Origin of the sequence: Methylobacterium durans (assembly GCF_003173715.1) — a bacterium.
In the GTDB taxonomy this organism is placed as follows: domain Bacteria; phylum Pseudomonadota; class Alphaproteobacteria; order Rhizobiales; family Beijerinckiaceae; genus Methylobacterium; species Methylobacterium durans.
In genome coordinates this window covers 5881300-5907244 of the sequence record NZ_CP029550.1, presented here as the reverse complement: position 1 = coordinate 5907244, position 25945 = coordinate 5881300, and the positions used below count along the sequence as shown (strand labels likewise).

The window sequence follows — 25945 nt, the reverse complement described above, 5'->3', positions numbered from 1 at the left end:
CTCGGCGAACCTCATCCGCTGTCCTTGATCGCGATTTCAACAAAACGGAACAGGAAACCTTGCCATGAGCTACAAAGACCTGCCTCGCCAGTCCGTTCTCAACGAACGTCACCTTGCGCTCGGCTCCAAGCTCGATGCCGAGTGGAACGGGATGCCCATCCCGCAGAGCTACAGCACCGATCGCTACGAGGAGACCGCAATCGTCCGCTCGCGCGCCGGCCTGTTCGATGTGACGGGCCTGCGCATCGTGAATGTCGCGGGGCCCGACGCCGAGGCCATGCTGAACGCCATGCTCACCAGCGACGTCAGCAGGATCGCGCCCGGCCATTCGGCGATCAGCAACATCGTCGACGACGATGGCTCGCTGATTGATGACGTGCTCGTCTACCGCGACGGTCCTCAGGCCTTCCGGATCTCGCATGGCGGCGGTAGCCTGGAGGACGTCCTGCCGGAATTCACGGCCGGCCGCGACGTGCAGGCCGGCCGCGACGACGACGTGCACATCCTCTCCCTGCAGGGCCCCCTGGCCCTCGATATCCTGAGGCCGCACACGCCGCTCGACCTGGCCGGCCTCAAGTACTTCAGACACGCCCGCACGACACTGTTCGGTAAGGAAGTGTCTCTCGCCCGCGGCGGCTACTCGGCCGAGCGAGGCTACGAGGTGTTCTGCGCCGCGAAGGATGCCGTCGCGATCTGGGACGCCATCATGGAGGCGGGCAAGCCCTTCGGCATCGTCGCAGCCTCCTGGGACTGCCTGGACATCGTGCGGGTGGAGGGAGCGCTGCTGTTCTTCCCGTTCGATATGCCGAAATCCGATACGACGCCCTGGGAAGTCGGCGCCGATTGGACGGTCGATCTCGACAAACCCAACTTCCGCGGCAAGGCCGCGCTTCAAGCCAGGAAGGGCAAGGAGCGTTTCACGCAGGTCGGGCTGGAGATCCTGCACGACGACGCGATCAGGCCCGGCACCAAGATCTTCAAGGACGGACGCGAAGTCGGCACGGTCAACAGCACAACCTTCAGCCGGCACCTCATGAAGTCGCTGGGCCTCGCGCACCTGCCGTTAGAACTCTCCGCGCTCGGCACCGAGGTTCAGGTGCAGACCGACGGCGGCAACCTGCCGGCCAATGTGGTCCGCACCCCCTTCTACGACCCGCTGAGGCTCCGGACGCACCCGATTGAGGAGCGGACTGCCTGACCTGCGAGACCGACGATCCGCCCGCTCGGAGAGTGCGAATGGGCGGATCCAAGCCCGCCGGAGCCGCTCGGTGAGGCCCGCAGCCTGGACAAGGCGCCTGTGAGCATCTGCGCCGATCCTCGTTTTCCTATTACCTCGATGGCGCCTTGGGCGCTCGCAGCACCGAGGCCTTCCCCTCTCGCAGAGCCGGGCCCTCGACCCGGATCGGCGGGACGTCGGGGGCAGAGGCGAGGGGTCGGGGCGATCAGGATAAATGTTGCACGATTGCTACATCCGGCACCGGAGACGCTCCGCCCCCACGAGCTTCAGCGTTTCTGCTTGAGCTATAAAATTTCCTGTGGGGATATATGACCGGGTTTTGCCGCCCTGCGCTCAAGAGGCTGTCAACCCATTGCCAGAGGGGCTCCATCCATGCTCAGCGTAACCCGACTGTCCTGTTGCGTTGTCGCCGCCGCTCTGTTGACTGGAGAAGTCCGCGCGGCGGACATGCCGGCACCGAAAGTGATGCCGGAGGAGGCCAAAGCGCCCGATCCTCTGATCGGCTTCGCGTTCTACTCGCAGCTCGCCTCGGACTATAACTTCCGCGGCGTCTCGCAGTCGGATCGCCGGTACAGCTTCCAGAGCTTCTTCGAAGCACAGTTCTTCAACAATCTCGCCTATGCCGGATTTTACACCTGGCAGACCCGCCTGCCGACCCGGCCCGATTTCGAGTTCGACCTCGTCGCCGGCGTCCGGCCCGTCTTCGACAAGCTCTCGTTCGATCTCGGTGTCGTCTACTATTACTATCCGAACGAGAAGCAGCTCTTCCTGAACGGCGCCCCGTTCACCACGGCGAACAGCGATTTCATCGAGTATGCGGGCAAGGCGCTCTACCAGATCACGCCCGAACTCACTGTGGGCGCGAACGTGTTCCACGCGCCGAGCTTCTTCGGTCAGCACGCCGTGGCAACTTATGTGTCGGGCACACTCGCCTACACGCTCCCTGCGACGTGGTTCTCCTTCCTGCCTGAGGCCTATGCGGGCGGCTTCTCGCTTTCCGGCGAAGGCGGCCACTACTTCATCGGCGCGGCCAAAACGTCGGCCACCGGCTTCATCCCGGTCGATCTTCCGAGCTACAACTACGGCAACGTCGGCATCTCTTGGACCTACAAGAACCTGCTCGTAGATCTCCGCTACCATATGACCGATCTCACAAAGGCGCAGTGTTTCACCTTCACGGGCGATCCTGGCGGGATCGCGACCGGTCGGTCGAATTGGTGCAGCGACACCATTATCGGCTCGATCCGTTGGCAGGCATCGACATCGACCCCCGGTGTCTACGCGGAGCCCGGTGGGTTCCTGAACATCTTCAAGTAACGGAGCGCGTCGTCCTCAGCGGACCAACCAGATCCCGGACAGCCTGCGGAGCCTGCACGCGCGGGCGGGCGCATTCATAGACGACGATAAGGCTGGCGCCGACCTTGGCTTCAGAGCTAGGGCTTGGCCTTCTGTGTCCTCTTCGGAGAAGCCGCTTGGAGCGGCTGAATGACCGAAATGGGTGCAATGCCGAATGGCCGACTCTGGCCGACACCAGAATGGCGGCTTTCGGGAAAGCGACCGGATTAAGCAGACATTCCAGTTCGGCCAGTGCCGCCCTTGGTCAAGTCATCGCGAGCGATGTCCTAGAAAGGCTCGCAACGTCAACGCGCCCGCCGTTCTACGAGGCTGGGCGACGCATGCGGAACTGGGTGCGTCTGCCCATCGAACGGCCCACACGAGCAAGTACCCTAGGTCACGAAGGTGTCCACTCCGTAGACGCAGCAGCAGTGTTCGGGCAACGTGGCATTTGCCGGTGCGAAGCGCTCGGCTGTTCGTACTGTCACTCGAATGCGATTACAGGATCGGTACGCTGACTTGCAGAGCGCCCTCGTGGAGCGCACTCGAGAGAGAGATCAAGCCCAGCACCAAATGGGAGCTCTCTCAAATCTCCTGCGCGCCATAAGCAACGCGCCTTTCGAACTGCTCGTAGTCCTCGAAGCCATAGCCCAATCTTCCGCGGAACTTTGCGAAGCCGACGACAGCACGATCTTCCTGCGCAGAGAGGATGAGTTGGGCGACGCATTCTTTGCAGACGCGAGTTGGGGGACGTCCGCTGAATTCCGGGCCTTCATGGCTGCAAATCCGAGGCGCCTCTGGCACAAGTCTTTGGTGCCGAAGGTGGTCAATGCCCGGTCGATCGTACACATTCCCGACAAGCTCCTCGACCCAGACTACACCTTTCCAGGGGCCACTCAGACCCGGCTCGGGTCCGGTCTCAGCGACTCCAGGGCCTTGCTCGGCATTCCAATGTACAGGAATGGCGTCATTGAAGGTGTTTTCTCGCTGACTAGAAGGGAGCCGACGGCCTTTTCCGACAAGCAGATTAAGATGGTCGAGATGTTTGCCGACCAAGCATTGGTTGCAATCGAACATGCTCGCTTGTTCGACGAGGTTCAGTGTCGGACCCACGAGCTGTCTAGATCCCTCGAAGAGCTCCGGAAGGCACAAGATCGTCTGATCCAGGCCGAGAAGCTCGCCTCCCTGGGCCAGCTCACGGCCGGTATCGCGCACGAGATCAAGAACCCGCTGAACTTCGTGAACAATTTCTCGGCCCTTTCCGGCGAGCTTGTCGACGAGTTGCGGGAGACGCTCGGCTCGGCGCCGCTCGACGTCAGGACGCGTGAGGAGGTGGACGAGGTCACCCAGTTGCTCAAGGGCAACCTCGAGAAGATCGTTCAGCACGGCAGGCGCGCCGACTCCATCGTCAGAAACATGCTGCTGCACTCCCGCACCGGCTCCGGGGAGCATCGGCTCGTCGATCTCAACGCATTGATCGATGAGAGCTTGAACCTCGCCTACCACGGCGCCCGGGCTGCCGAGCCCGACTTCAACGTGTCCCTTCATCGGGATCTCGATCCGGCGACTGGTCTTGTCGACCTATACCCTCAGGAGATCAGCCGCGTGCTCCTGAACCTGATTGCAAATGGCTTCCATGCCATTGCCAAGCGCAGGGACGAGGGTGTCCCTCGGAACTACGAACCCTGCCTCGCAGTCGCCACGCGCGATCGCGGCGATCAGGTCGAATTACGCGTACGGGACAACGGCACCGGCATCTCTGACAGCGTCAAGGCCAGGATGTTTGATCCCTTCTTCACCACGAAACCTGCCGGAGAGGGGACCGGCCTCGGTCTCTCTCTCAGTTTCGACAGCATCGTGAAGCAGCACGGCGGTACGATCGACGTGGCGACCGAACTCGGACACTTCACGGAGTTCACCATCGTGCTGCCACGCTCCAGTCGGGACATCACTTGATTGCCAAGCCGTTCGTCAGCGCCTTTCCCTCCTTCGTCGAAGAAGCACCACAGATCCGTTGACTTCCGCGATTTGGCAGGCTGAAGTTGCTTCAAGTCCAGCATGTCGCGAGCGCGCCATGAACGGGAATGTCCCGCCCGCCAAAATACTGGTAGTCGACGACGAACCGGACCTTGAGGCACTTGTCCTCCAAAAGTTCCGTCGCCAGATCCGAACGGGTCTTGTCAGCTTTCTCTTCGCTCATGACAGGCAAGATGCGCTCGCAGTACTGGTCGAAAATCGCGACGTTGACCTCGTCGTGACCGACATCAACATGCCACGCATGGATGGGCTGACGCTCCTTACGAAACTGCAGGAGGTAGACGAGAAGTTGTCCACCATCATCGTCTCTGCCTATGGGGATTTGCCCAACATCCGCACGGCCATGAACCGCGGGGCCTTCGACTTTCTCACCAAGCCGATTGACTTCGCCGATCTTGAGACGACGATCGACCGGACGTTGCGGCATGTCGAAGCCTTGCGGGAGGGACGCCGGCGGCAGGTTCAAGCCGAGCGTGCGCATGCTTCGTTGTCCCGCTACTTCTCGCCGAACCTCGCAGAGCGGCTGGCCGGCGACCCTTCGGGCCTCGAACTGGGTGGGGTTCGACGCGAAGTCGCGTCCTTGTTCACGGACATCGCGGGCTTCACATCACTGGTGGAAAGCCTCGATCCGAGTCGGCTCGGCGACATCCTGAACGACTATCTATCGGAAATGACCGATGTCGTCTTCGTCTGGGAAGGGACAGTCGCGAAGATCGTCGGCGATGCCATCCACGTGCTGTTCGGTGCCCCGGAGACCAGCCAGATCAGGCCGAGCGGGCGATAGCTTGTGCCCTCGAGCTCGACAGGACGGCCGAGGCATTCCGTGCTCGCTGGCGCGAACGCGGCGTTGGCATCGGCGTGACACGCATCGGCATTCATGCTGGCCCGGCCATCGTGGGCAACTTCGGTGGCAACCGCTTCTTCGACTACACGGCTTACGGCGACACCATCAACACAGCCGCTCGTCTCGAGGGAGCCAACAAGCCTCTCGGCACGAGGATCTGCGTCAGTCACAGCGCTGTCGAGCGTGTAAAACGGTTCAGCGGCAGGCCCATTGGCGATCTTGTGCTTCGGGGCAAGCAGGACTCTCTACGCGCATACGAGCCATTGACCGAGGCGGCCCTTGCCGAGCCGGTGACTGCGCTCTACCTCGACGCCTTCGCCAAGCTGGAAGCTGGAGACAGTTCCGCAATGCCGGCCTTTGCCGCTCTTGTCGGCTTAAGACCTGACGACCCGCTTGCCAGCTTCCATCTCAAGCGCCTGCTCGACGGGGCATCCGGCACTCGGCTCGACCTGGGTCGGACATGAGTACCGCTCACGACGCTTCATCACGCATATGCTCGCTACGACACAGCAGCGAGCTTGTCGGCCATCGATTGTTTCTTGTCTCGACGCGATGAGAAGGACATCGTGAAAAAGACGCGCTGAACTCCCAAGTTGCTCAGCTTCGCTTCACACATTTCGATCAGGCGGCAGATATCTTCAAGCTCACCCTCGATGTTCGTGCCGTTCGCATGCATCTCGGCCGTTAGGTCGCTTGCATCGATAATCGCCTTGATCTCCTTCACGTATGGCGAAACGGACGGCCCGACACCCATCGGAACGATGCATAGATCCGCGACAACTTTCACGATCGTACCTTTCTGAATCTTGCTTCGAATGCATTCGAACAGCATGCACGTGGTCAGGCTGCTGACGACATGGAAATCGATCTATGTGCCTCGGTCCCGGCGCGCTTGCCCCAGACCTGAAGCCTTGGCCAGTTCCGACCGTTGCGCCGCGTAGCTGGCTGTCACCATCGGGTAGTCATAGGGCAGACCATAGCGCTGACAGTAGGCGACCGGATCGAGCCCGTGCGTCGTCAGGTGACGCTTGAGAGCCTTGTAGGGCTTGCCGTCGATGAAGCTGATCAGCGCGTCGGGACTGATCGACGCCTTGATCTGAGCAGGCGTGGCCTTTTCAAACTGCTGCTCTGCCGATCTTGCAGGCTTACCCAAGCCGCTGAGGGCTGTGTGAACGGAGGCGATGAGAGCCGGTAGTTCAGCCTGTGAGACGGAGTTGTTTGCGACGTAGGCCGAGACAATCTCGGCCGCCACGTCGATTGGGTTCAGTTCGGAATTCTCAGCACGCTCTTGCATGGCGCTCCTCGCTGTTTTTCTTGGAGATTCGCTATGCTGGCTTTTTTGTAACGATTCAACACAAGCTGGCCATCGATTAATATAGATTAATCCCGCGAAGGCCTGCTCGTTTACCACAATTGCTGACCAAACGGACTGCGGAGAGATATAGAAAGGTCCGGCTGCTAATTCGCGCGGCCGCTCTGCCGCTTCTCGGCTGCGGGCGGCAGCTTGGTGTCAGTCCTCGGCCACCTCGTCGCCGATCGCGTCGGCCTGCCGGCGCCGTCGATCCGGAGACAGGCGCAACGGAGGGTCGATCCACGAGGCCGATCCGGCGTCGACGCTCGGGATTGTGGACTGGCAGGTCGACGATGAGGTCGAACCGCCGCCGGCGGCCGCCAGCAATGGGCCGTCCACGAACATGGCCGCGGCAGCGAGAAGCATGCACAGCAGCAGGGCACTGGGTGCGAGTGCACGAACTATGGCCATCAGCAGCTCCGAGGTACTCGTACGTAGCTGTTCTGCGACGGCCTTCAGTGAGCTTGGCCATTATGGCCCTGAAAAGGCACGGAAGAGGTTCGGAGCGTACAGAAAGCTTCGCGGAACTCGGGCCGGCTCGGCATTCCAGCCAAGCCGGGAGGCCGATATCGTTCGGTCAGTGTCTTGCAGGACGCGCCAGGAAGATCGCCGTTTGAACGGCCCGTCGCTTCAGGTAGTCCGTCGTGTCGCTCCAGAACCCCGATGCCCGTGCCCAGGGATGGTCATGGAGACCGCGGCGAGATCGAGGCCCCTCCGCCCTCGAGGAGGAGGGGCGTGGTCGTCGGGTCCGCCATGTAGGCGTCGACCGCCGCGACCTCGGCGTCTGTGACCGTCTTCCTCTTGAACAGTTCGCCGGTTGTCGGGTTCGATCCCGCCCTGATCGTCGATGTCTTCTCGGGGCCGTAGATCTTAAGGTCCCGATGCCTGGTCTGCACCAGGAGCGTCTTCGATTGTTTGGCGATGCGCAATATCCTGACTTCCTATTGGACGGGGAAAATTTATGTCAGGCAATTCTAAAATCGATTTCGAGCAGGCGAATAAACTGCAAAGCTAATCTTCTTAGAATTGCACCGTATCGAACAGATCGGTGTCGAGAGTTGACTATATTTACCACTTGTAGTTGAAATATTTTTCCGGATCATCAATCCGACTCCTCACCTGCAAGATTTCGAAATTTCTCAATATATGCATCGCGGGAGGTTAAACCATGCGTGTCGAGCATCTGTTTTCTTTGGGTCTCTCGTTGGCTTGCGCGCCCGCTCTGGTCGGATTAGCAATCGCCGAAGATGGCTCCTACGCGGGCGCATATACCGGCCAGTTCACGAAACAGGCGGCCCGACCAATAGGAAGTAAGGACAATCTACTGATCGTCGAAGTTGCTCAAGGTATGAACAAAAGCACCGGCAAGGACAAGTTCATGGACGGGGGCAGATCCTTTGGAGCGAGACGCTCAACCTCAACAAGGGCAGTGGTCCGCAGCGCGGTCTGATCTCGCTCGTCGATGACATGGGAAGCACGACGAGCGAGTACTCTGGGGAGATCACCACGACGATGAAGGAGGGGCAGCAACTCACGACCGGCAAGGGCGCTTGGAAGTTCGTGTCCGGAACCGGAGCGTACAGCGACGGCAGCGGCAACGGCACCTACGATCTCACCATGATCTCGCAGACCGAGTTCAGAGGCTCGTGGAAGGGCAACGTAACACTGCCGAAGAAGTAGGCTCGAGGGGAGTGGCCCCGAAATCTGATGGACCGTCGAGGCCTTCCACCGCCAGCGGCCAGTTACGTTCGTCGAAAACGTCAGAAGAAGGAGGCTTACATGCGCACGATGCTAGCTGTAGCGGTCGCTTTCTCCCTGCTCTTGCCCGCCCATGCGGCCGACACCAAGGACCTGGTCGGCAACTGGAAGTTGATCAGCGCCCAGAGGCAGATCCTCGACACCAACGAGACTGTCGATGCCTACGGCGGCGCGCGTCCCAGCGGATGGATTAACTACTCGCCCGACGGCCGGACGATGGTCATGATCGCCCACGAGGGGCGAGGTAAGCCGCGCGACGCCGCCAATCCCACGGATGAGGAGCGTGCAAAGCTGCAGAAGACCATCCTCGCCTACGGCGGCACCTTCAACTTCGACGGGAAGGCGGTCACCACCAAGGTCGACATCTCGTGGAACGAGGCCTGGACCGGGACGACCCTGGTCAGGGACGTCCAGCTCGACGGGAACCGCCTCACGCTCAAGACGCGGCCTGCACCCTTCAGCGCCGATGGAAAACCAAGTATCGTCACCCTGGTGTGGGAGAAGTCGCACTAGTAGCAATTGCTGGCATTTCAAGATCGATCCTGCAGCCAGCGTTTCGGTTCAAAATGCGCGGCCCATGCGCCGATGATATTATGCTCTTCGATCGGTGTCGGAGACGTCCGGCTGTCGATGGCCGCTTCGGGGCTGTGGCATGGACAATAGGAGAACTGCCGAACGTCGTCTGGCAGCCATCATGGTCGCCGATATCGTGGGCTACAGTCGCCTCATGGGCGCGGACGAGGCAGGCACGCTGCGTCGCCTGAAGGCGCTCCGTCGGGAGCTGATCGACCCTCGAATCGCTGCTTCCCACGGTCGGATCGTGAAGACGATGGGCGACGGGCTGCTGGTCGAGTTCCCGAGTCCCCTGCGGGCGGTCGCCTGCGCCGTGCGAATCCAGCGTGATTTGCTGGGTCGAGACGCTGACCTGACACCGGAGCGCCAGCTACGCCTGCGCTTCGGCATCAACGTCGGTGACGTCGTGGCGGAGCCCGACGGCGACCTGTACGGCGATGGGGTGAACGTGGCGGCCCGGTTGGAGCCGCTGGCAGAACCGGGTGGCCTGTGTATTTCCCGCTCGGTCCACGATCAGGTACGGGACAAGCTGCCCTACCGCTTCGAGGATTTGGGCAAACGGGAATTGAAGAACATCGCTCGGCCGATCGGCATCTTTGCTCTGACGGCCGCGGCCGTGGCGACACTGCCGAGACAGGTCGACGAGGACGAGCCAGGGGAGGCTCAGCAGGATCCAGCCGACGGAAAATTCGCGGGCCGCAGGTTGGTCCCACAGCGCCTCCTGCTAGCGGCGTGCATCGCGGCTCTCTTGGCGGCAGGAGGGACGGGCTGGTGGTGGTTCGCCCGCAGGGCGGCGGAGCCGGCGATTGACGGCACAACGCAGGTCGTTGCTGCACCCAAGCCCGTGCCGGGCCTGTCGCTGGTCGTCCTGCCCTTCACGAACCTCAGCAACGATCCCGAGCAGGAATTCTTCGCCGACGGGCTGACGGAGGATCTGACCACCGACCTGTCGCATCTCGCGGGCAGCTTCGTGATCGCCCGCAACACCGCCTTTACCTACAAGGGGAAGGCTGTCGACGTGAAGCAGATCGGTCGCGATCTCGGTGTCCGGTATGTGTTGGCGGGAAGTGTGCGTCGCACTGGCGAGCAGGTCGTGCTGAATGCCCAGCTGATCTCGGCGGAGACGGGTGCGCACATCTGGGCGGACCGGTTCGAAGGGGACCGCAGCCATCTGGGCGAGCTACAGGTCGAATCCGTGGCCCGGCTCGCCCGCTCACTCGATGTTCAACTCACACAGGCCGAGAGCCTTCGCTCCCTTCGGGAGCGTCCCAACAACCCTGACGCCGGCGATTTTGCCATGCGTGGCTGGGCTGCCCTCAACCGAGCTCCCAGTCCGGCGCATCTGCAGGAAGCAATTAAGCTCTTCGACCGCTCTCTTAAGCTAGATCCCAAACTTACCTCAGCGTTGGTGGGAAAAGCACGGGCCTTGTCATATTTCGTGTGGCTCCGTTGGAGCACAAAGCCTGCTGAAGATCTGACCGCAGCAGACGAGGCCATCACGCCCGTCCTCTCCGATGCGCCAACGAACGCAATGGCCCACTTCGTGAAGGGCGAAATACTGAAGGCAAGGAAGAAGCATCAGTTGGCCGTTCCCGAGTTCGAGATCGCCATCAAGTACGATCGGAATTTGGCTGTAGCCTACGAGGAACTTGGGCACACGAAGATTCTGCTCGCCAAGTCGAACGAAGCACTGCCGCTCATCGAGAAAGCCATACGTCTAAGTCCGCATGATCCAGCGATGAATTTCTGGCTTTTCCATATGTGTCATGCGTATACGCACTTGGCGCGTGACTGGGAAGCGATTGCGTGGTGCCGCAAATCAGTCGCGGCCGGGCCGCTTTGGCTGGCTTACATCGATTTGTCTTCAGCTTATGGCTGGACCGGCCAGAAGGCCGAAGCAGAGGCAGCGGTTGCGGAGCTGTTGAAGCTGATGCCTGGCTACACCGTCAGGAAATGGGCAACAGCCGGATTTTCCGACAACCCCGAGTTTCTGGTCGAGTACCAGAGGATAGTCGAAGGGCTACGCAAAGCGGGATTGTCGGAGGAGTAAGCCGGCCCCGCTGCTTGGGTCGAAGCCTTATGCTGTCACGAAGCACGTAGCGCAGCCCGTTGAATACCTCCCGCAGGCGGCCGAAACCGCAAAGGCGACGGACCCGAGAGACGATCTACAGGCCCAGCCCATCCAGGCAGAGATAGCCAGGATCGAACTCCGCAAACTCCTTGATGCGCTCCACGTCGGGCAAAATCAGCAGGTGCTTGCCCGTGCTGATCATGCCGTTTGATCGCAGCGCCTGCATCACGCGGTTGACGTGAACGTACGAGATGCCCAGCGCATCAGCATAGTCGGCCTGTGCGATCCCAAGCTCAAATGAGTTCTCGCCCGCCAGCCCGACTGCCTGGAGGCAGACCAGCAACTCGCAGAAATGATGGGCCAGACGCCTGTCTGCCGGCCGGCTGTCGTTCACCAGCCATTCGCGCGCGCGGCTCAGCTCAGTCAGCGTGAGCCACCACAGCGCCCGGCTGATGCCGGGGTAAGCGTCGATGGCCTCCCTGAGCTTCACTTGAGAGATATCCGAAACATGGCAGGCGGTGAGAGCGGCAACGCGCAGGTCCAGGGCGCCGGTCGCGGCTGGGTGGACGCGGCAGAGATCGCCTGGCAGAGCGAAGGAGACGATCCTGCGCGTCCCATGCACGAGGACCTTGTAGCGGCCGGCCACGCCGCTGAGAACCAGGGGGATCGTGTCCGTCTGGTGTTCAAGGACGATGTCTTGGCGAGCCGAGACGCTGCGGCTGGTTGTTGTTAGGCTCAGCAGAACCGAACGCTCCTCGTCGGTGAGCGGTCCGGCATGTTCCAGCTTCCGGATGAAGGGCGTGGTCACCTGCATCGATCCTGCGCCAGCTTTATGCCGGCTGAACGAGGATCCACGCCTAACAGTTTCATGCAATTCTAAACTGCGCAGTTTCCACATCACGAACCGCGGCGCATCGGCATCTAAGCGCGTTGCTGCTCCGGCCCTTCGATGCCGGCTTCTCGGGACTTGCAACATTGGGCGCCGATCCATGCCTCACGCTTCGACGATGTCCGAAAGCAGTCGGAACACCGAGGTTGCTCAAACGGCGCTGAGGCCAATGTCAAAGGTCCTTGCGTACGGCTCGTGGGTAGGCTCTTCTTTCGATGGCACGCCAAATGCCAATGGCGGCTCCCGGCCCTTGGCTGAGCACGGATCAGGCGGGTAGGAGGTCACGTGCCCCGCTACTACTTCGACATCGATGACGGTCAGTTCATCGCGGACAAGGAGGGCCTCGACCTACCCGGGCCCGCTGATGCGCGCGAGCAGACGAAGCTGGTGCTCGGCGAGCTGGCGCTGCACCTCCTTGACGAACGGGACTTCGCGCAGCTCAGCGTCGAGGTTCGCGACAGCGAAGGCCGCCGCATGAAGGGCACGCTGGTGATGATGATCGAGAACATCACCTAAGGGCCGCTGGAGTTGAAGCTGCAGTTTGTGCAGGAGCGTGCGCCATCTCGGCCGCCATCGGCGGAGCGTCGCCGTCGAATCTGCGACCGAGAAGCCGGTGGAGGCCAGGGAGCTCAAGCTGAGTTCCAGGGAGACCTGACTCGGCGCACCCCAGGTTGGAGGATGGCTGCAGGACGTGCCTCCAGGCCTCTGGTGTCGGCCTGGAGGCACGCTCCTTGCTGCTACGCTGGGACACAGAGGGCAAGTGCGGCGGCACTCGGAGGCGTGCGCGGGCGCGGCATCACCGCCGCCGGACAGGGCGGCGGATCGTCGTCATCGTCTCGGCGTCCCGGGCGAATGTGCCGGCGCCGGTCCGAGATCCGCAGCAGACGTCGAGCCGGAGCAACTGCTGCTGGGCGCGTGTCCGGCTTCCGAGAGGCGTCACGGTCCAACTCGGTCAGGGCTGCGAGCACGGCATCAACGGAGACCGGCTCGGCCTTGCAGCCGCTCAGGCAGCGCAAGCCGGGCGCATTCTCAAGGGCGCTGGCGTCCGAGGCCCAGGACGCCAGGATCGTGCGCTTGTCCGCTCGGGACAGCAGGGGGTGCGCTAGCACCTCTCGCGGATGCCGGAACACGTCGCCGGGCGCGACCAGCGCCTGCCACGCCTCGAACGAGGCCGACTGCGTGGCGGGCGGGTTCATCGGGCCGGAATGTGAAAGATGCGTCTCCATCATCGACACGGATCATCCTCCCTAGAAGCGATGAGGCAGGACACGAGGGAGCACGACCCTCGCGGGTTCCGAGGCCCGCGAGGGTCTGTTCAACTGCTGTTTGCGTATGGGCTCAGGCGGCCCTGGCGTGGCCCTCGACCGGCACCATTGCGTTGTCCCGACCAACGGCAGCCTGCTCATCACCGATGGTGATGCGGCGGGGCTTGAGGGCTTCCGGCACCTCGCGCTTCAGCTCGATCGTCAGGAGACCGTTGTCGAGCCCTGCGCCCGTGACCTTCACGTGATCGGCCAAGTTGAAGGTCTGGCGGAAGCTGCGCGCTGCGATGCCGCGGTGCAGGTACTGGCGCTCGCCCTCTTGGCCCTTCCTCTGTCCGGCCACATAGAGCGCGGTGTCATGCTGCGTCAGCTCGATCTCGTCGGGAGAAAAGCCCGCCACCGCCATAGTGATGCGGTACTCATCCTCCGCCACCTTCTCGATGTTGTAGTGCGGCCAGGTCGTCGTCGGCTCGACCCGGTCGGCCTGGGTGAGCAGGTCGAGCAGCCGGTCGAACCCGACCGATGAACGGAAGAGGGGAGCAACGTCGTAAGTCCTCATGACCACATTCTCCATTGAGCAACGTGATGACGAGGGAGGCCGGATATCGAGAGCCGGCACCCATGTCCGCGAGCCTTTAGGGCCTCGCACGCGCGTAACGTGCTAGCCAAAGTCAGGTTCCGTAGCAGCGTGAGAAATTTGAGCTCGGCCTGCCAGCAGCATCAGCGTGCAGGCTGCAGCCTAGCCAGAAGCGATCCTGGTTCCGACTGCTCACAGCAACTGCTCAGTGAGTTTTGCAACCTTCGGCCGGGGAATATTCGCTTCGGAGATGCTGTCTGTACCGGATGAATGACCAGAGTGGGCGCATTGCTGCCGGCCGGGATTGGCCGACAACGGAATGTCGGCTTTCAGGCAAGGGGCTGGGCTAAGCAGACGCTCATTTCGGCCAGAGCCGTCGCTGGGCAGGCTGTTGCGAGCGTTGTTCCAAGAGAGCCTGAACCGTTAGCTTGTCCGCCGTTCGAGAATGCAGGGTGACGTGTGCGGAACGGGGCCCGACGGCTCGTGTAACGTCCCCATTAAGGCAAGCCCTATTGGAATGTCGGACCATCAATGCGCCATGGTCCGAAGCCGGCCCGCTTCTTCCGTTTGCCGCGTCCTCGCCTGCGCCAAGCTGAAATCTCGCTGACGAGCGGAGATCCCCCCGATCTGGCGGGCCGTTGTCCTATCCGGTCAAGCTGCCCTGTTCACCCCTGGTATGCTGCCGATTGCCGTGACCCGGTACGGCTCTCGAAGTGTGCCTTTGTCGTGCTGACGATTGCGAAGTCGATCGTGCTGAATCTGAACCAGCGACGGCGTGCTGGATCGAGTGGGGCCTGTCGCCATCCCAGATGGCGAGCCAATACGGATGCCGTCGGCCCTGATATCCATACCAAGCAGCAGGAGGCCACGCTGGAGGTGCGCTGCGATCTGCGGATAACGGGTCAGGGGTAAGATCGCATGCGGCACTCGAGCGATGCGGCGAGCCGGAGCGGTCGAGGGCTCGACGGGGTCAACTTCTTCGTCGCGGCCGTGCAGACCGGCTTCGGCTCCTTCGTCACGGTCTATCTTGTCAAGAACCAGTGGCCGCCGGAAGCAATCGGCTTTGCGCTGACGATCGCCACAACAAGCACCCTGGTCAGCCAGATCCCCGCAGGTGCCGCCCTCGACAGCACGCGCGACAAGCGCTGGCCGGTGATGCTTGGCATCGTAGGCGTGGGCCTTGCGGCATTGCTGCTCTGCGTGACCGCTGCCAGACCTGCCGTTTACCTGGCGCTCGCGATGCAAGGCTTGGCGAGTTCGCTCATCGGCCCCGGGATCGCCGCGATCAGCCTCGCGCTGGTCGGACAGGCTGGCATGAGCGAGCGGGTCGGTCGTAACGCGCGCTTCGCTTCTATCGGCAATGGCTTGGCAGCCGCGGCGATGGGCGTCGCCGGCTCGTCTTTGCCGGTGCTAACGGTGTTCCTCATATCCGCGACGCTGGCCATCCCGGCGTTGCTATCGCTGTCGCTGATCAGCGGGGATTACCAGCGTCCGACTGATGCGCCTGGGGAAGCAGAGACGCGCATTAGCTGGGAGGGCGCGAAGTCCGTGTTCCTGAACAAGCAGCTGTCGATCTTTGCAGCGTGCGTCTTGCTGTTTTTCGCAGCCAGCGCGGCGATGGGCCCCGGTTTAGCAGGACAGGTGACACGACACTGGCCCGATTATGCCACGCTGATTGTTGCGGCGATCATCCTTGTGCCGCAGGTGATCGTGGCAGCGATTTCCCCATGGATTGGCAGACGAGCCGAAACCTCGGGTCGGCGACCGCTGATGCTGGTCGGCTGGGCGCTCATACCGTTACAAGGGCTCGTTTATGCGATGCTGCTGCCCAGTCCCCTTGCATGGGTATTCGGCAGTCTGCTGAATGCGTTCAGCGGAGCAATTTTCGGTGTGATGATGACCGTGGTCGCCGCTGACCTCACTCGCAAGACTGGCGGCTTCAATCTAACTCTCGGCGCACTTGGCGTGGCCGTTGCGGTTGGAGCCTCGCTGAGCACGTTCTTCACCGGTGTGTCCGCGACTGCAATTGGGGTCAGGGGAGCAGCCATCGGGCTGGCTCTGGTTGGAATGTGCGGGCTGATGCTGCTGTGGTCGGCTATGCCAGAGACGCGGCCCGCACAGGCCAAGCTGCCCACTCCTGACAATACCCCGACAGGTCGGTGAGCACCGCCATCGGGCCAGCCGACGGCAGATGGGCGTAGACTACCCGTTCCGCCGGGCAGAGCAGGGCAGCAAGGCCCCTTCTGCGGCTCATCTCCAAGCCTGCGAGAGGCTCTGCGAACGAGCCGGGATCCTCGGCAGCTCACGGAGGGGCACACCGATCTCAGTGTCTCACCTCGCTTCCTCGTCGATCCGAGCGCGCTCCTCGGCGACGCGCTAGTAAGCGTAGGATGCGGGCCGGTATGGGCCGGGTGGAGGCCATCCATATTGCCCGGCCGCCGGCACCCGCGTCACCACAACAGGAGCGCTCGGGTCGAAGGGCAGAAGGGCGGCGCCGGCGGACATGAAGCCCGCTAGCGCCCGCAGGTCGTCCGGCTGGCGAGGATCGCGCGAGATGAACGCGGTTTCGCGCTGGAAGCGCAGGTTGCAAGCTCGTGAGGGCAGGCGCCCGCTCGGGCTGCAGGCGTCATGCCGGGCGCAGGCGAGATCGAGCGCATCGATGGGCGGCAGCGGCGCGTTGTTGCCCACACCGCAGTAGTTGCCGTGGATGAGCGCCGCTGGCTGGCGCGCATAGCCCCCCGATTGAGCCAGCGCGGGCGAGGTCAGACAAGCCGCAACGATGAGAGAAGATGCCATCCTGAGAGTCATGGCGTGAGACTTCACTGTGTGGATGCGGGCGGATCGAGAAGGCGACTGCTCGGACCCAAGCGGGCCGCGATGCTTGTCAGTAGGGCTGGCAGACGCCGGAGTAGGCGTCGTAATAGGCGTAAGGCCCACAGCCTCCGTAGGTGCTCCCGTAATAGCCGGCGGCTGCGGCTGCTCCGAGCCCGGCTGCGGCTAGACCGTAGCCGTAAGGACGATATCCACCCCAGCCATAGCCTCGGTATCCATAGCGGCCATAGCCCCAACCGGGCCGTCCAGCGATAGGTCGGCCCGCGCCCCATCCGGGCCGACCGGCAATCGGCGGCCGCACTACGCCGCCACGGAACCCGCCCACCCGACCCCCGTAGAAGCCGCCGCCGCGGAATCCGCCTGCCCGAACTCCGTGAAATCCACCTCGGAACCCGCCGCCCCGGAAGCCTGCTCCGTGGAAGCCGCCACCTCCGCGAAAGCCGCCACCGCCTCGGAAGCCGCGCGCGTCAGCTACCACACTGGTTAGAATCAAGGCGGCAAAGGCTGTGGATGCAATCAGCAGAGTTTTCATGGAAGCGTCTCCGCGCCGTGAGATCATCGGCCGAATACCAACCCTCACTGATCAGAACTTATGAGCCCAGGCGCGCAGGCCGATGGACATGATGCGCCAGGGTTGGTCGATGAGCTTGTTCCAAGCGTCGCAGCAATGATCGAGGATGGCCTCGTATGACGCAAAGATCCGGTTGCCGAGCCAGTTCTCGCGGATGAACTGCCAGAGGTTCTCGACCGGGTTCAACTCGGGCGAGCGCGCCGGCAGCGGCAGCAGCGTGATGTTGGCTGGGACGATGAGCTTCTTGGTCATGTGCCAGCCGGCCTGATCGAGCAGCAGCACAGCGTGCGCACCGGCGGTGACGGCCCTGGCGATCTCGGCCAGGTGCAGGTTCATCGCCTCGGTGGTGCAGCGGGGCATGACGAGCCCGGCTCCCGTGCCACGAGCCGGGCAGATCGCGCCGAAGATGTAGGCGGAGGCGGTGCGCTGGTCCTTTGAGGCTGCAGGCCGTGTGCCGCGGCGTGCCCAACGACGTGTGATGGAGTTCTTCTGACCGACCCGGGCCTCGTCGGCGAACCAGACCTCTATCGGCTTGCCGCCGACAGCCTGCGCGACCTCCGCCAAGCGAGCGGGGAAGGCTTTTTAAAAGCCGGGATGGCGCCCTGATCCTGAGCATGATGGCGCGGACGAGCCGAGAGCTTGGCGTAGCCCAGGCCCCGCAGAACCCGGCTCAAGGTCTGCTCGGAGACCGAGACGCCGTGCTCCTCCACCAGGATCTGAGCGAGATCGACCAGCCGCCAGCGCACCAGCCCGTGCGCAGCCGGCGTGGGTCCCGCCTCAACCAAGGCCCGCAGCGCCTCACGCTGCTCAGCGTTCAGGCGCGGGCGGGCTCCAGGGGCTTTGCCGCCGATCAGCCCATCCGGCCCGTCGGCGTTGAAGGCCAGAACCCAGTCCCGCACCGTCTGCAGGCCAACCCCACCGAGAGCCGCCGCCTCGGAGCGCGAGCCGCCAGCATAGATCGCTGACAGCGCCAGCAGGCGACGGGTCTGATCCGGGTCGCGCGAGCTCTTGGCCAGAGCTCGCAAGGCCTCGGCATCGAAGTCTGGCCGCAGCGGCACAGGAGCGGCCATCCCATCCTCCTCAGGCTACAAACCCGAGAAATGAATCACGACCCGTGCTGCACCGCTACCCAGCGTGAGTCCTGCTCAACGAGGCTTGGTAGAAGTGAGCCATTGCCGACATGGGCGGAAAACAGGCTCACCCGCCTTCATCGCTCGGACCTTACGGCCGAGTTGGAGATCCCGCTTGATCTGTCGGGACATCCGGCCAGCTCTCAGCAAGTTGCCAAAGGCGCTGTAATTTCAACCTTTTGGCCTCGCGATGAAGCGAAGACCGGCCCATTCCGGCATTTCCTCGCCAAGATTTTTCGCGCCAACGCACGGCCCTTGATATTTGCAGCAGGGGTGATTTGCAGGCCGACGCCAAAGGACTAACCCGCGGATCGCAACGTCCTCCAATGCGCGCCGAAGGCCGCGATCAGCTCTGCCCGCACATTCGAGGCAGCTTTGGCGATCGGACCGTCTACCCTACTCCGGACGTTGAGTTGGTCTTGCGAGCGCCTCACTACCTCCTTTTAGAATGACCGGAATCCGGCAATCAGAGATAAGAAAACAGCCGCAGCACAACCGCAGCTTCTCTTGCCACGGAGGGCAACCATGACGCGGCACACGGCCCTTCTCATGCTCGTCTGTCTGGCACCCTATCCATTGACAGCGCCGGCCTTCGCTGCACCGGATCGTTCCGTCGAGAGACCTATCCAACTCAGGATCGGCGGCATTTCCTCTCGGAACGCACGGCATCTTCAGCAGAATGTCCGTGTTCTGAGGCAGTACGGCCGGGCCAAATGCAACGCAGTCCCGGCGAGATACTACTACTACACCGTATCGCCCTGCGCCCAGGGCCTCTGCAATGAATTTCTGGGCGCATACGAATTTAGCGGCTGCGACTGACGTGAAGCCGCTTGTATTGTGCTCTGGCCGGAGACGCTAACGGCGTTCGACCTGCGTACTGCGCGGTCGGTGACGCGGAAGACGCCAGCGGCGGTTGGCTGCACCGGAGCGAGATCCAGAACCCTGCCACAACCCAAGGGACGAGATCGGCGTCGAAGTCCATGATCGCAGCGTCCTCAAGGCTTCATGAGCCTGATGAAGCGCTTGCGGGAGCAGGTGTGGTCCGGTTCCGGACAGCCCGGAACTCACGTTGTGGGCACCCGTTGATCCCTCGTCTCAATGAGACAGCGATCTCCGACAAACACCTGGCGCCTGGAAGCGAGCTTCCCTCGCGACCAGGCGTTCGCATGCTCGCCTCGGTAAGATCCAGACGCACCTATTGGTCGAACCGTCCGGAATCTGCCGATTTCGTTGAAAAACTCGCGGTTGGCCTGGATTGAGATTTGACCGGGTGCTTGGCCGGGGGGGCTCCCGCCAGCCGGTCAGGCTAGGCTCGGCTGCCCCAGCGGGATCAGCTTGGCCAGCTTCCGTAGGTTCTGGGCGGCGGCCGCGAGGTGGAACTCGTCTCGGGCCCCGTCTGGCCCCCGCAACCGAAGCCGATCCAGCCGCAGGATCCGCTTAAGGTGGGCAAACAGCATCTCGACCTTCTTGCGCTCACGCCGCGAGGTACGGCCCGCCTCCGAGGCGCAGATGTCGCGCGCCATCTGCCGGGCGCCCTCGTGGATCGAGCGTGGGATCTTGCGGGCGGATGCGTTGGGGCAGCATCGTGGCTTCAGCGCGCAAGCTTCGCAGTCGTACTTGCTCGCGCGGTAGCGCAGCATCCCGTCTGCGTCGACGAGCGGGGGCGGTGACCGATAGACCTTCTGGCGTTGCCGCAGGTGCTTGCCGGCCGGGCAGGTGTAGGCGTCGGCGCCAGGGTCGTAGGTGAAGGCCGACCGGCTGAAGGTGCCGTCGCGGCGCTCGGACTTATCGAAGACGGGGATGTGCGGCTCGATGCCCTGCTCGTGGGCGAGCCAGCCCAGCATCGCGGCCGAGCCGTAACCGCTGTCACCGGCGAGCCGGGCCGGGTAGAGGTCGAAGCGCTCGCGCGAGCGCACGATCATGCGCTTGGCGGCCGTGACCTCGGCCTGCCGGATCGCGGTGGTCGGCTCGACGTCCACGATGACCGCGTGGTCGAGGTCGATCAGGTAGTTGGCCGCGTAGGCGAAGTAGGCCAGCCCACCGTCCGCACCCGTCCAGCGCGCGGCCGGGTCGGCGGGGGAAACGAGCTTAGGCACGACCGGCGTCGCAGCTCCGAACGCGGCGTCGTCGAGCACAGCCAGGTACTCCCGGGCGGCGCGGCTGACGCTCTCGGGTGGCAGGCCGTTCGTACCCTCAACACCCTTCTGCCGGTTGGCATCAGCCTTGATAAGGCTGGCGTCGACCGCGAAGCCCTCGCCGCCCACGAGCCCCTCGGCGATGCAGCGGGCGAGCACGGTCTCGAACAAGCAGCGCAGCAGGTCGCTGTCGCGGAAGCGGCCATGGCGGTTCTTGGAGAAGGTCGAATGGTCCGGCACCCGGCCGTCGAGCCCGAGCCGGCAGAACCAGCGATAGGCGAGATTGAGGTGGACCTCGTCGCACAGGCGGCGCTCGGATCGGATGCCGAAGCAGTAGCCGATGAGCAGCATGCGGATCATCAACTCGGGGTCGACCGAGGGCCGGCCCGTCGAGCTGTAGAACGGCTGCAGGTGCGCGCGTAGACCCGACAGGTCAACGAAGCGGTCGATGGCGCGCAGCAGATGGTCGGCTGGGATATGTGTATCGAGCGAGAACTCGTAGAACAGGGCACCCTGCTCGACTTGCCGAGGTCCCATCATCTGCTTCGGTCTCCGTCTCTCGACAGAAGTGAATCACCTCACGACTACCGCCGCAACACCCGAGTTTTTCAACACAATCTGCCCAGAACGAGCTTCACCGCACCCGCGTTTCATCACGGGAGGGTTTTCGTTCGGAGGTGCAATCATGAAACGTGTTGCGGTTGCGGCCGGAGTGGTCCTTGCCGCTCTGGCCTTTGCACCTGATCCCGCGGACGCACGCGGCTTCGGCGGCGGCGGATTCCGGGGAGGCGGCTTCGGCGGTGGCGGGTTCCGCGGCGGTGGCTTTGGCGGAGGCGGTTTCCGAGGTGGCTTCGCTGGCGGCGGCTTCCGCGGCGGCTTTGCCGGAGCAGGCTTCCGAGGCGGCTTCGGTGGATACCGCGGCGGCTTCTACGGCGGTCGCGGCTACGGCTGGCGTGGTGGCGGCTACGGCTGGCGCGGCTATGGCTGGCGTGGTGGCTACGGTTGGGGCTTGGCTGGTCTCGGGCTCGGGCTCGCCGCCGGCACGGCTCTCGGCTACGGGTACGGCTATCCCTACTGCAGCGTCTACGATCCCTATTGCAACGGCTACGGGTACGCGCCGGCCGGCTACTACTGGGGGCCCTACTACGGCTGGGGTTACTGAGGACGGCAACCTCCGGCGACTACATCTCGCCGGATAACCGGGCGACCTGATCGACCTCCCAAGCGCGGACTCGCAGGGTTGAGCGCATCATCTCGCGCGGAGGCGGGCTGCCTCATCCTCCCGGGAGCGTGCCCGGTGCATATCCGGCGGCCAGCTCAACTTCATGCTGCGATCAGACAAAGCGCCTCGATCGCATCGCACGCGGCCGACACGCCGCTCTCCGCCTTCATCAGGTCCTTTGCCGCGACACAGGCCTGCCGGATCTTGGGGGTGCTCAACAGCCGACTGTCCGCCGTCAGCGCTCCTGAGACACATCGAGGCCCTTCACGAACGGAGGATGGCTGGTTCATCGTAGTCCTGAGGCACGACGATGAAGCAGACATCCGGACTGGCACGCAAGCCGGCAGACGCGGTGATCAAAGACATCCGCCGGGCCACCCGCCGGCAGTTCTCGGCCGAGGAGAAGATCCGCATCGTGCTGGAGGGCCTGCGCGGCGAGGACAGTATCGCCGAGCTGTGTCGGCGCGAGGGCATCGCCAGCTCGATGTACTACGGCTGGTCCAAGGAGTTCCTGGAAGCCGGTAAGAAGCGGCTGGCGGGCGACACGGCGCGGGCGGCGACAGCAGACGAAGTCAAGGAGCTGCGCCGCGAGGCGGGCGCGCTGAAGGAGGTTGTGGCCGATCTCCTCCTGGAGAACCGCCTGCTCAAAAAAAGCATGAGCGGGGCTGGGGACGACGAGGCATGAGGTACCCAGCCCCTGAGAAGCTGGAGATCATCCGGCTGGTTGAGCAATCCCACCTGCCGGTGCGCCGCACCCTGGAGAAGCTCGGCATCACCCGATCGACGTTCTACCGCTGGTACGACGCCTACCTGAGAGGCGGTCCCGAGGCATTGGCTGACCGACCATCCCGGCCCAGCCGGGTCTGGAACCGTCTACCGACAGAGATCCGCGAGCAGATCGTCGCCCTCGCGCTGGAGGAGCCGGAACTCAGCCCACGCGAACTGGCGGTGCGCTTCACCGACGAGCGGCGCTACTTCGTCTCGGAAGCCAGCGTCTACCGCCTGCTCAAGGCCCAGGACCTGATCACCAGCCCCGCTTACATCGTCGTCAAGGCCGCCGACGCGTTCCGCGACAAGACCACGGCGCCCAACCAGCTCTGGCAGACCGACTTCACCTACCTGAAGGTTGTCGGCTGGGGCTGGTACTACCTGTCGACGGTGCTGGACGACTTCTCGCGCTTCATCGTGGCCTGGAAGCTCTGCGCCACGATGCAGGCCAGCGACGTCACCGCCACGCTCGATCTGGCGCTGACCGCGGCCGGGCTCGATCAGGTGCCGGTGGCGCATCGCCCGCGGCTGCTGACCGACAACGGATCGAGCTACGTCGCGGGTGACTTGGCGACATGGCTTGGCAGCCGAGGCATGACCCACATCCGCGGTGCGCCGCGCCATCCCCAGACGCAGGGCAAGATCGAGCGCTGGCACCAGACGCTCAAGAACCGCATCCTGCTCGAACACGCCTACCTGCCGGGCGAGTTGGAGGCCCGGGTTGCCGCCTTCGTGGAGCACTACAACCACGTCCGAGCTCACGAGAGCCTGGGCAATCTCACCCCCGCTGACGTCTATCTCGGCCGCGGCGAGGGCATCCTGCGCGAGCGGGCGCAGATCAAGCGTCAGACCCTCATCGACCGCCGCTTGCGCCACCACGCGCGGGCTGCCTAACCTCTCAACCCAGGTGGACCAGAGCCTCCGTTCCTGAGCGTCCCAGATCTTCTCAAATCATCTGACGACGGACAGCCGTCGCTGTCGGCGCACGCAGTCCCAGAAGTGCCCCACACCCCCTCGTAGGGCGCTGGAGCGGCGAACGCTGTGGTCACAGCTATCAGCGTGAAGGCAAGACCAACAAGGCGAAGCATGCGCGATGAACCTCGGGAGAGAACGGGGACGACGCGAGGGGGCATGCTCGGAGGTTGATCGTTCAGCGGCGCTTGAGCGTGCCGACGAAGTCGCAGGAGGTGCCGTGGAAGTCGCCGCACCCGTCTGCCGTCATCTCGACGCGGCCGTGATCTGGAGCGTATCGCAGCGTGATCTCGCAGGCCGCCTCTGCATCCGCCCCCTGTTTGCGCAAGCGCAGCATGCCGGCGCTGACCTTACCCGCCAGGCCGCGCACCGCGCCCGTGCATTCGTTCGGGATCGTGGTCTCGGCGATGACGAGATGCTGGTCGCTACTGCCTGCGAGGTCGAGGGCGAAGACCTGCAGGCTGAGCTTGCCCTCGCCGCGGCCTTGGAAGCGGCCCTCGAATGGTGAGACGGCCAGGACGGGACTGGCCGCCAGAAGCGGCAGGAGTAGAGCACCGCACCGGATGAGGTCACCGAAGATCTGGTGGCGAGCTTGGTCGGATTGGGCTGGGCGACGGGCGAAGCGGTGCACGGCAGAGGGTCCTGATTGAAGCTTGAGTGAGCCGAGGAGAGAGATTCCCGTTGCCTCGCCTGGAATTTACAGCTGGCGACAGAATCTAGCTGCGGCCGGCGGCCGCACTCGTGCTTGGGACCGTGTCTGGCTGTAGGGCTCGCGGGCGGCGAAATGCACCGATCGTCTTTGTGCCCGGCCGACCAACGGCATAGACTTGGAACCTGCGCCGGATGCGCGTGGCGCAGGGTCTGAGCCAGGAGCGGCTGGCGGCGGACGCGGGCGTGGACCGGGTGTATCTCGGCGGCTTGGAACGTCAGGCGGAGAACCCTACGGTCGACCTGCTCGACAAGGTCGCCGAGACGGTAGCGTCCACGGACGAGGTGTAATTTCCGGGACCGTTTCGGTGGGGATTGGGGTGGCCATCGGGGCCGGCGGCTAAGGTGGAGTTTGCGGACTTCAACCTGAGCCGGGAGCACCCGATGACCGACGACAGAGTGGCACTGATCGAGGCGCTGCAGAAGGCTGACGACGGCAACTTCCTGCGCTCGTTGGCCGAGACGGTCCTGCAGATCCTGATGGAGGCCGACGTGGAGGGCCTGATCGGCGCGGGCCGCTACGAGCGCACAGGCGAACGCAGCACCTACCGCAACGGCTATCGCGAGCGCAGCCTCGACACACGGCTCGGCTCACTCAACCTGAAGATCCCCAAGCTGCGGACCGGCAGCTACTTCCCCGGCTTCCTGGAGCCGCGCCGCACGGTCGAGAAGGCGCTGGTCGCCGTGATCCAGGAGGCGTGGATCGCCGGCGTCTCGACCCGGCGCGTGGACGACTTGGTGCAGGCCATGGGCCTGTCGGGCATCTCCAAGTCCTCGGTGTCGAAGCTGTGCAAGGAGATCGACGAGCGCGTCGGAGCCTTCCTGACGCGTCCGCTCTCGGGTGCGTGGCCCTATCTCTGGCTCGATGCCACCTACCTGAAGGTGCGCGAGGGCGGTCGCATCGTCTCTGTCGCTGCCATAGTCGCCGTCGCGGTGGACACCGAAGGCCGGCGCGAGATCGTCGGCCTGCACATCGGCCCCAGTGAGGCCGAGGTGTTCTGGACCGACTTCCTGCGGAGCTTGGTCAAGCGCGGGCTCTCGGGCGTGCAGCTCGTCATCTCGGATGCCCACGAGGGGCTCAAGGCGGCCATCCGCCGGGTGCTGAAGGCGACCTGGCAACGCTGCCGCGTTCACTGGACCCGGAACGCGCTGGCCTACGTGCCGCGGACCCAGCAGACCATGGTGGCTGCCGGCCTGCGCCACGCCTTCCAGCAGCCCGATCAGGACGCCGCCCGGGCCGCCCTTCAGCACCTGGGCGAGCAACTGCACAACCGCTGGCCGAAGCTGAAGGTCTTCATCGAGGCCACGTGCGAGGACGTGCTGGCCTACCTGACTTTCCCGCTCCAGCATCGGGCCAAGCTTCACAGCACGAACCCGCTGGAACGCCTCAACAAGGAGATCAAGCGGCGCGCCGATGTGGTCGGCATCTTCCCCAACACGGACTCGATCCAACGCCTGATCGGTGCGGTGCTTCTGGAGGCCAACGACGAGTGGCAGCTTCAGCACCGCTATATGCAGATCGAGGGCATGGCCGGGTTTGCTTCGGCGTTGATCGAGGAGAGCGTCACGACACTTCCACCACAGGCTGCCTGACCGATGGCGGCTCCAATTCCACCCCGAAAGTCCACCTCATTGACGGACGTAACCCGCCGAAGACCCTGGCCGTGCCTCTG

The 25945-nt window shown here is 63.6% G+C and carries 24 protein-coding genes and 2 pseudogenes; 14 read left to right on the top strand and 12 right to left on the bottom strand.

Annotated elements, in window-relative coordinates; all coding sequences use genetic code 11:
• The first annotated feature begins 64 nt into the window (after window positions 1-64).
• The 4 genes and pseudogenes from DK389_RS27525 to DK389_RS33630 all read left to right on the top strand — a co-directional run bounded on the left by DK389_RS27525 (window position 65) and on the right by DK389_RS33630 (window position 5917).
• A complete protein-coding gene (locus tag DK389_RS27525; protein ID WP_109894500.1) occupies window positions 65-1198 on the top strand; it encodes an aminomethyl transferase family protein in 1134 nt (377 codons plus the stop codon).
• 486 nt (window positions 1199-1684) lie between these two features.
• Entirely contained in the window at window positions 1685-2554 is an 870-nt protein-coding gene (locus DK389_RS27520; protein WP_236960389.1) for a TorF family putative porin, read from the top strand.
• Between the two features lie 537 nt (window positions 2555-3091).
• The gene (locus DK389_RS27515; protein ID WP_236960388.1) at window positions 3092-4528 is read left to right on the top strand and encodes an ATP-binding protein; all 1437 of its coding nucleotides are present in this window, start codon (window positions 3092-3094) and stop codon (window positions 4526-4528) included.
• Window positions 4529-4646: 118 nt separating this feature from the next.
• Window positions 4647-5917: pseudogene (locus tag DK389_RS33630) on the top strand (adenylate/guanylate cyclase domain-containing protein).
• A gap of 35 nt (window positions 5918-5952) precedes the next feature.
• Here the strand turns inward: DK389_RS33630 and DK389_RS27505 are convergent.
• From DK389_RS27505 to DK389_RS27490, 4 genes are all read right to left on the bottom strand, one after another.
• Complete coding sequence (locus tag DK389_RS27505; RefSeq protein WP_109896898.1) at window positions 5953-6240, bottom strand: MTH1187 family thiamine-binding protein; 288 nt, start codon at window positions 6238-6240, stop codon at window positions 5953-5955.
• Between the two features lie 81 nt (window positions 6241-6321).
• The gene (locus tag DK389_RS27500) at window positions 6322-6747 is read right to left on the bottom strand and encodes a Ros/MucR family transcriptional regulator (RefSeq protein ID WP_109894494.1); all 426 of its coding nucleotides are present in this window, start codon (window positions 6745-6747) and stop codon (window positions 6322-6324) included.
• Between the two features lie 216 nt (window positions 6748-6963).
• Window positions 6964-7215, bottom strand: a complete 252-nt coding sequence (locus DK389_RS27495) for a hypothetical protein (protein WP_109894492.1) — start codon at window positions 7213-7215, stop codon at window positions 6964-6966.
• Between the two features lie 272 nt (window positions 7216-7487).
• Window positions 7488-7733 carry a hypothetical protein gene (locus DK389_RS27490; protein WP_109894490.1) on the bottom strand — a complete coding sequence of 82 codons (246 nt, stop codon included), beginning with the start codon at window positions 7731-7733 and terminating at the stop codon, window positions 7488-7490.
• A gap of 239 nt (window positions 7734-7972) precedes the next feature.
• Here DK389_RS27490 and DK389_RS33010 point away from each other — a divergent pair, with 239 nt between their 5' ends.
• The 4 genes from DK389_RS33010 (at window position 7973) to DK389_RS27475 (ending at window position 11185) form a co-directional block, all read left to right on the top strand.
• Window positions 7973-8254, top strand: a complete 282-nt coding sequence (locus tag DK389_RS33010; RefSeq protein ID WP_162560895.1) for a hypothetical protein — start codon at window positions 7973-7975, stop codon at window positions 8252-8254.
• Between the two features lie 17 nt (window positions 8255-8271).
• Window positions 8272-8484, top strand: a complete 213-nt coding sequence (locus DK389_RS27485) for a hypothetical protein (protein ID WP_109894488.1) — start codon at window positions 8272-8274, stop codon at window positions 8482-8484.
• 99 nt (window positions 8485-8583) lie between these two features.
• Entirely contained in the window at window positions 8584-9075 is a 492-nt protein-coding gene (locus tag DK389_RS27480) for a lipocalin-like domain-containing protein (RefSeq protein ID WP_162560894.1), read from the top strand.
• A gap of 181 nt (window positions 9076-9256) precedes the next feature.
• The gene (locus DK389_RS27475; RefSeq protein WP_236960387.1) at window positions 9257-11185 is read left to right on the top strand and encodes an adenylate/guanylate cyclase domain-containing protein; all 1929 of its coding nucleotides are present in this window, start codon (window positions 9257-9259) and stop codon (window positions 11183-11185) included.
• A gap of 115 nt (window positions 11186-11300) precedes the next feature.
• Here DK389_RS27475 and DK389_RS27470 read toward each other — a convergent pair whose 3' ends face one another.
• Window positions 11301-12014, bottom strand: coding sequence for a Crp/Fnr family transcriptional regulator (locus DK389_RS27470; RefSeq protein ID WP_162560893.1), 714 nt, complete (start codon window positions 12012-12014; stop codon window positions 11301-11303).
• Window positions 12015-12380: 366 nt separating this feature from the next.
• Between DK389_RS27470 and DK389_RS27465 the strand changes: the two genes are divergently transcribed.
• Window positions 12381-12611 (top strand): DUF6894 family protein, encoded by a 231-nt coding sequence (locus tag DK389_RS27465; RefSeq protein ID WP_109894471.1) that lies wholly within the window; start codon window positions 12381-12383, stop codon window positions 12609-12611.
• Between the two features lie 221 nt (window positions 12612-12832).
• Here DK389_RS27465 and DK389_RS27460 read toward each other — a convergent pair whose 3' ends face one another.
• Window positions 12833-13330, bottom strand: a complete 498-nt coding sequence (locus DK389_RS27460) for a hypothetical protein (protein WP_418291980.1) — start codon at window positions 13328-13330, stop codon at window positions 12833-12835.
• Between the two features lie 103 nt (window positions 13331-13433).
• Entirely contained in the window at window positions 13434-13916 is a 483-nt protein-coding gene (locus tag DK389_RS27455; RefSeq protein WP_109896894.1) for an Hsp20 family protein, read from the bottom strand.
• Window positions 13917-14852: 936 nt separating this feature from the next.
• Here DK389_RS27455 and DK389_RS27450 point away from each other — a divergent pair.
• The gene (locus DK389_RS27450; RefSeq protein ID WP_109894469.1) at window positions 14853-16097 is read left to right on the top strand and encodes an MFS transporter; all 1245 of its coding nucleotides are present in this window, start codon (window positions 14853-14855) and stop codon (window positions 16095-16097) included.
• Window positions 16098-16310: 213 nt separating this feature from the next.
• On the opposite strand, the gene DK389_RS27445 is transcribed toward DK389_RS27450, so the two are convergent.
• From DK389_RS27445 to DK389_RS27430, 4 genes are all read right to left on the bottom strand, one after another.
• Window positions 16311-16742: a hypothetical protein gene (locus tag DK389_RS27445; RefSeq protein WP_109894467.1), complete on the bottom strand. Its 432-nt coding sequence runs from the start codon at window positions 16740-16742 to the stop codon at window positions 16311-16313.
• A 76-nt stretch (window positions 16743-16818) separates the two neighbouring features.
• Window positions 16819-17298 carry a hypothetical protein gene (locus DK389_RS34650; RefSeq protein ID WP_109894465.1) on the bottom strand — a complete coding sequence of 160 codons (480 nt, stop codon included), beginning with the start codon at window positions 17296-17298 and terminating at the stop codon, window positions 16819-16821.
• Window positions 17299-17349: 51 nt separating this feature from the next.
• Window positions 17350-18407 (bottom strand): IS630 family transposase gene (locus tag DK389_RS27435; protein ID WP_109894463.1). Its coding sequence is split into 2 segments (ribosomal slippage): window positions 17350-17915 and window positions 17915-18407, totalling 1059 coding nucleotides; the frame shifts between segments, so codons are not numbered across the junction.
• A gap of 1361 nt (window positions 18408-19768) precedes the next feature.
• Complete coding sequence (locus DK389_RS27430) at window positions 19769-21142, bottom strand: transposase (RefSeq protein ID WP_109887551.1); 1374 nt, start codon at window positions 21140-21142, stop codon at window positions 19769-19771.
• 145 nt (window positions 21143-21287) lie between these two features.
• Between DK389_RS27430 and DK389_RS27425 the strand changes: the two genes are divergently transcribed.
• Window positions 21288-21764: a hypothetical protein gene (locus DK389_RS27425; RefSeq protein WP_109894461.1), complete on the top strand. Its 477-nt coding sequence runs from the start codon at window positions 21288-21290 to the stop codon at window positions 21762-21764.
• Between the two features lie 370 nt (window positions 21765-22134).
• Window positions 22135-23486 (top strand): IS3 family transposase gene (locus tag DK389_RS27420; RefSeq protein ID WP_109889188.1). Its coding sequence is split into 2 segments (ribosomal slippage): window positions 22135-22470 and window positions 22473-23486, totalling 1350 coding nucleotides; the frame shifts between segments, so codons are not numbered across the junction.
• 256 nt (window positions 23487-23742) lie between these two features.
• Here DK389_RS27420 and DK389_RS27415 read toward each other — a convergent pair.
• Window positions 23743-24195 carry a hypothetical protein gene (locus DK389_RS27415; RefSeq protein ID WP_109894459.1) on the bottom strand — a complete coding sequence of 151 codons (453 nt, stop codon included), beginning with the start codon at window positions 24193-24195 and terminating at the stop codon, window positions 23743-23745.
• A 212-nt stretch (window positions 24196-24407) separates the two neighbouring features.
• Between DK389_RS27415 and DK389_RS27410 the strand changes: the two are divergent.
• A pseudogene (locus DK389_RS27410) lies at window positions 24408-24542 on the top strand (helix-turn-helix domain-containing protein); the annotation flags it as partial.
• Window positions 24543-24656: 114 nt separating this feature from the next.
• Entirely contained in the window at window positions 24657-25865 is a 1209-nt protein-coding gene (locus tag DK389_RS27405) for an IS256 family transposase (protein ID WP_109896892.1), read from the top strand.
• Window positions 25866-25945: the final 80 nt, after the last annotated feature.

What these genes read in the sequence shown, in the direction of transcription:
- DK389_RS27525 (WP_109894500.1), top strand. Translation starts at nt 65, where the DNA reads ATGAGCTACAAAGACCTGCCTCGCCAGTCCGTTCTCAACGAACGTCAC.
- DK389_RS27520 (WP_236960389.1), top strand. Translation starts at nt 1,685, where the DNA reads ATGCCGGCACCGAAAGTGATGCCGGAGGAGGCCAAAGCGCCCGATCCT.
- DK389_RS27500 (WP_109894494.1), bottom strand. Translation starts at nt 6,747, where the DNA reads ATGCAAGAGCGTGCTGAGAATTCCGAACTGAACCCAATCGACGTGGCG.
- DK389_RS27495 (WP_109894492.1), bottom strand. Translation starts at nt 7,215, where the DNA reads ATGGCCATAGTTCGTGCACTCGCACCCAGTGCCCTGCTGCTGTGCATG.
- DK389_RS33010 (WP_162560895.1), top strand. Translation starts at nt 7,973, where the DNA reads ATGCGTGTCGAGCATCTGTTTTCTTTGGGTCTCTCGTTGGCTTGCGCG.
- DK389_RS27485 (WP_109894488.1), top strand. Translation starts at nt 8,272, where the DNA reads ATGGGAAGCACGACGAGCGAGTACTCTGGGGAGATCACCACGACGATG.
- DK389_RS27480 (WP_162560894.1), top strand. Translation starts at nt 8,584, where the DNA reads ATGCGCACGATGCTAGCTGTAGCGGTCGCTTTCTCCCTGCTCTTGCCC.
- DK389_RS27475 (WP_236960387.1), top strand. Translation starts at nt 9,257, where the DNA reads ATGGTCGCCGATATCGTGGGCTACAGTCGCCTCATGGGCGCGGACGAG.
- DK389_RS27455 (WP_109896894.1), bottom strand. Translation starts at nt 13,916, where the DNA reads ATGAGGACTTACGACGTTGCTCCCCTCTTCCGTTCATCGGTCGGGTTC.
- DK389_RS27450 (WP_109894469.1), top strand. Translation starts at nt 14,853, where the DNA reads ATGCGGCACTCGAGCGATGCGGCGAGCCGGAGCGGTCGAGGGCTCGAC.
- DK389_RS27445 (WP_109894467.1), bottom strand. Translation starts at nt 16,742, where the DNA reads ATGACTCTCAGGATGGCATCTTCTCTCATCGTTGCGGCTTGTCTGACC.
- DK389_RS34650 (WP_109894465.1), bottom strand. Translation starts at nt 17,298, where the DNA reads ATGAAAACTCTGCTGATTGCATCCACAGCCTTTGCCGCCTTGATTCTA.
- DK389_RS27430 (WP_109887551.1), bottom strand. Translation starts at nt 21,142, where the DNA reads ATGATGGGACCTCGGCAAGTCGAGCAGGGTGCCCTGTTCTACGAGTTC.
- DK389_RS27425 (WP_109894461.1), top strand. Translation starts at nt 21,288, where the DNA reads ATGAAACGTGTTGCGGTTGCGGCCGGAGTGGTCCTTGCCGCTCTGGCC.
- DK389_RS27405 (WP_109896892.1), top strand. Translation starts at nt 24,657, where the DNA reads ATGACCGACGACAGAGTGGCACTGATCGAGGCGCTGCAGAAGGCTGAC.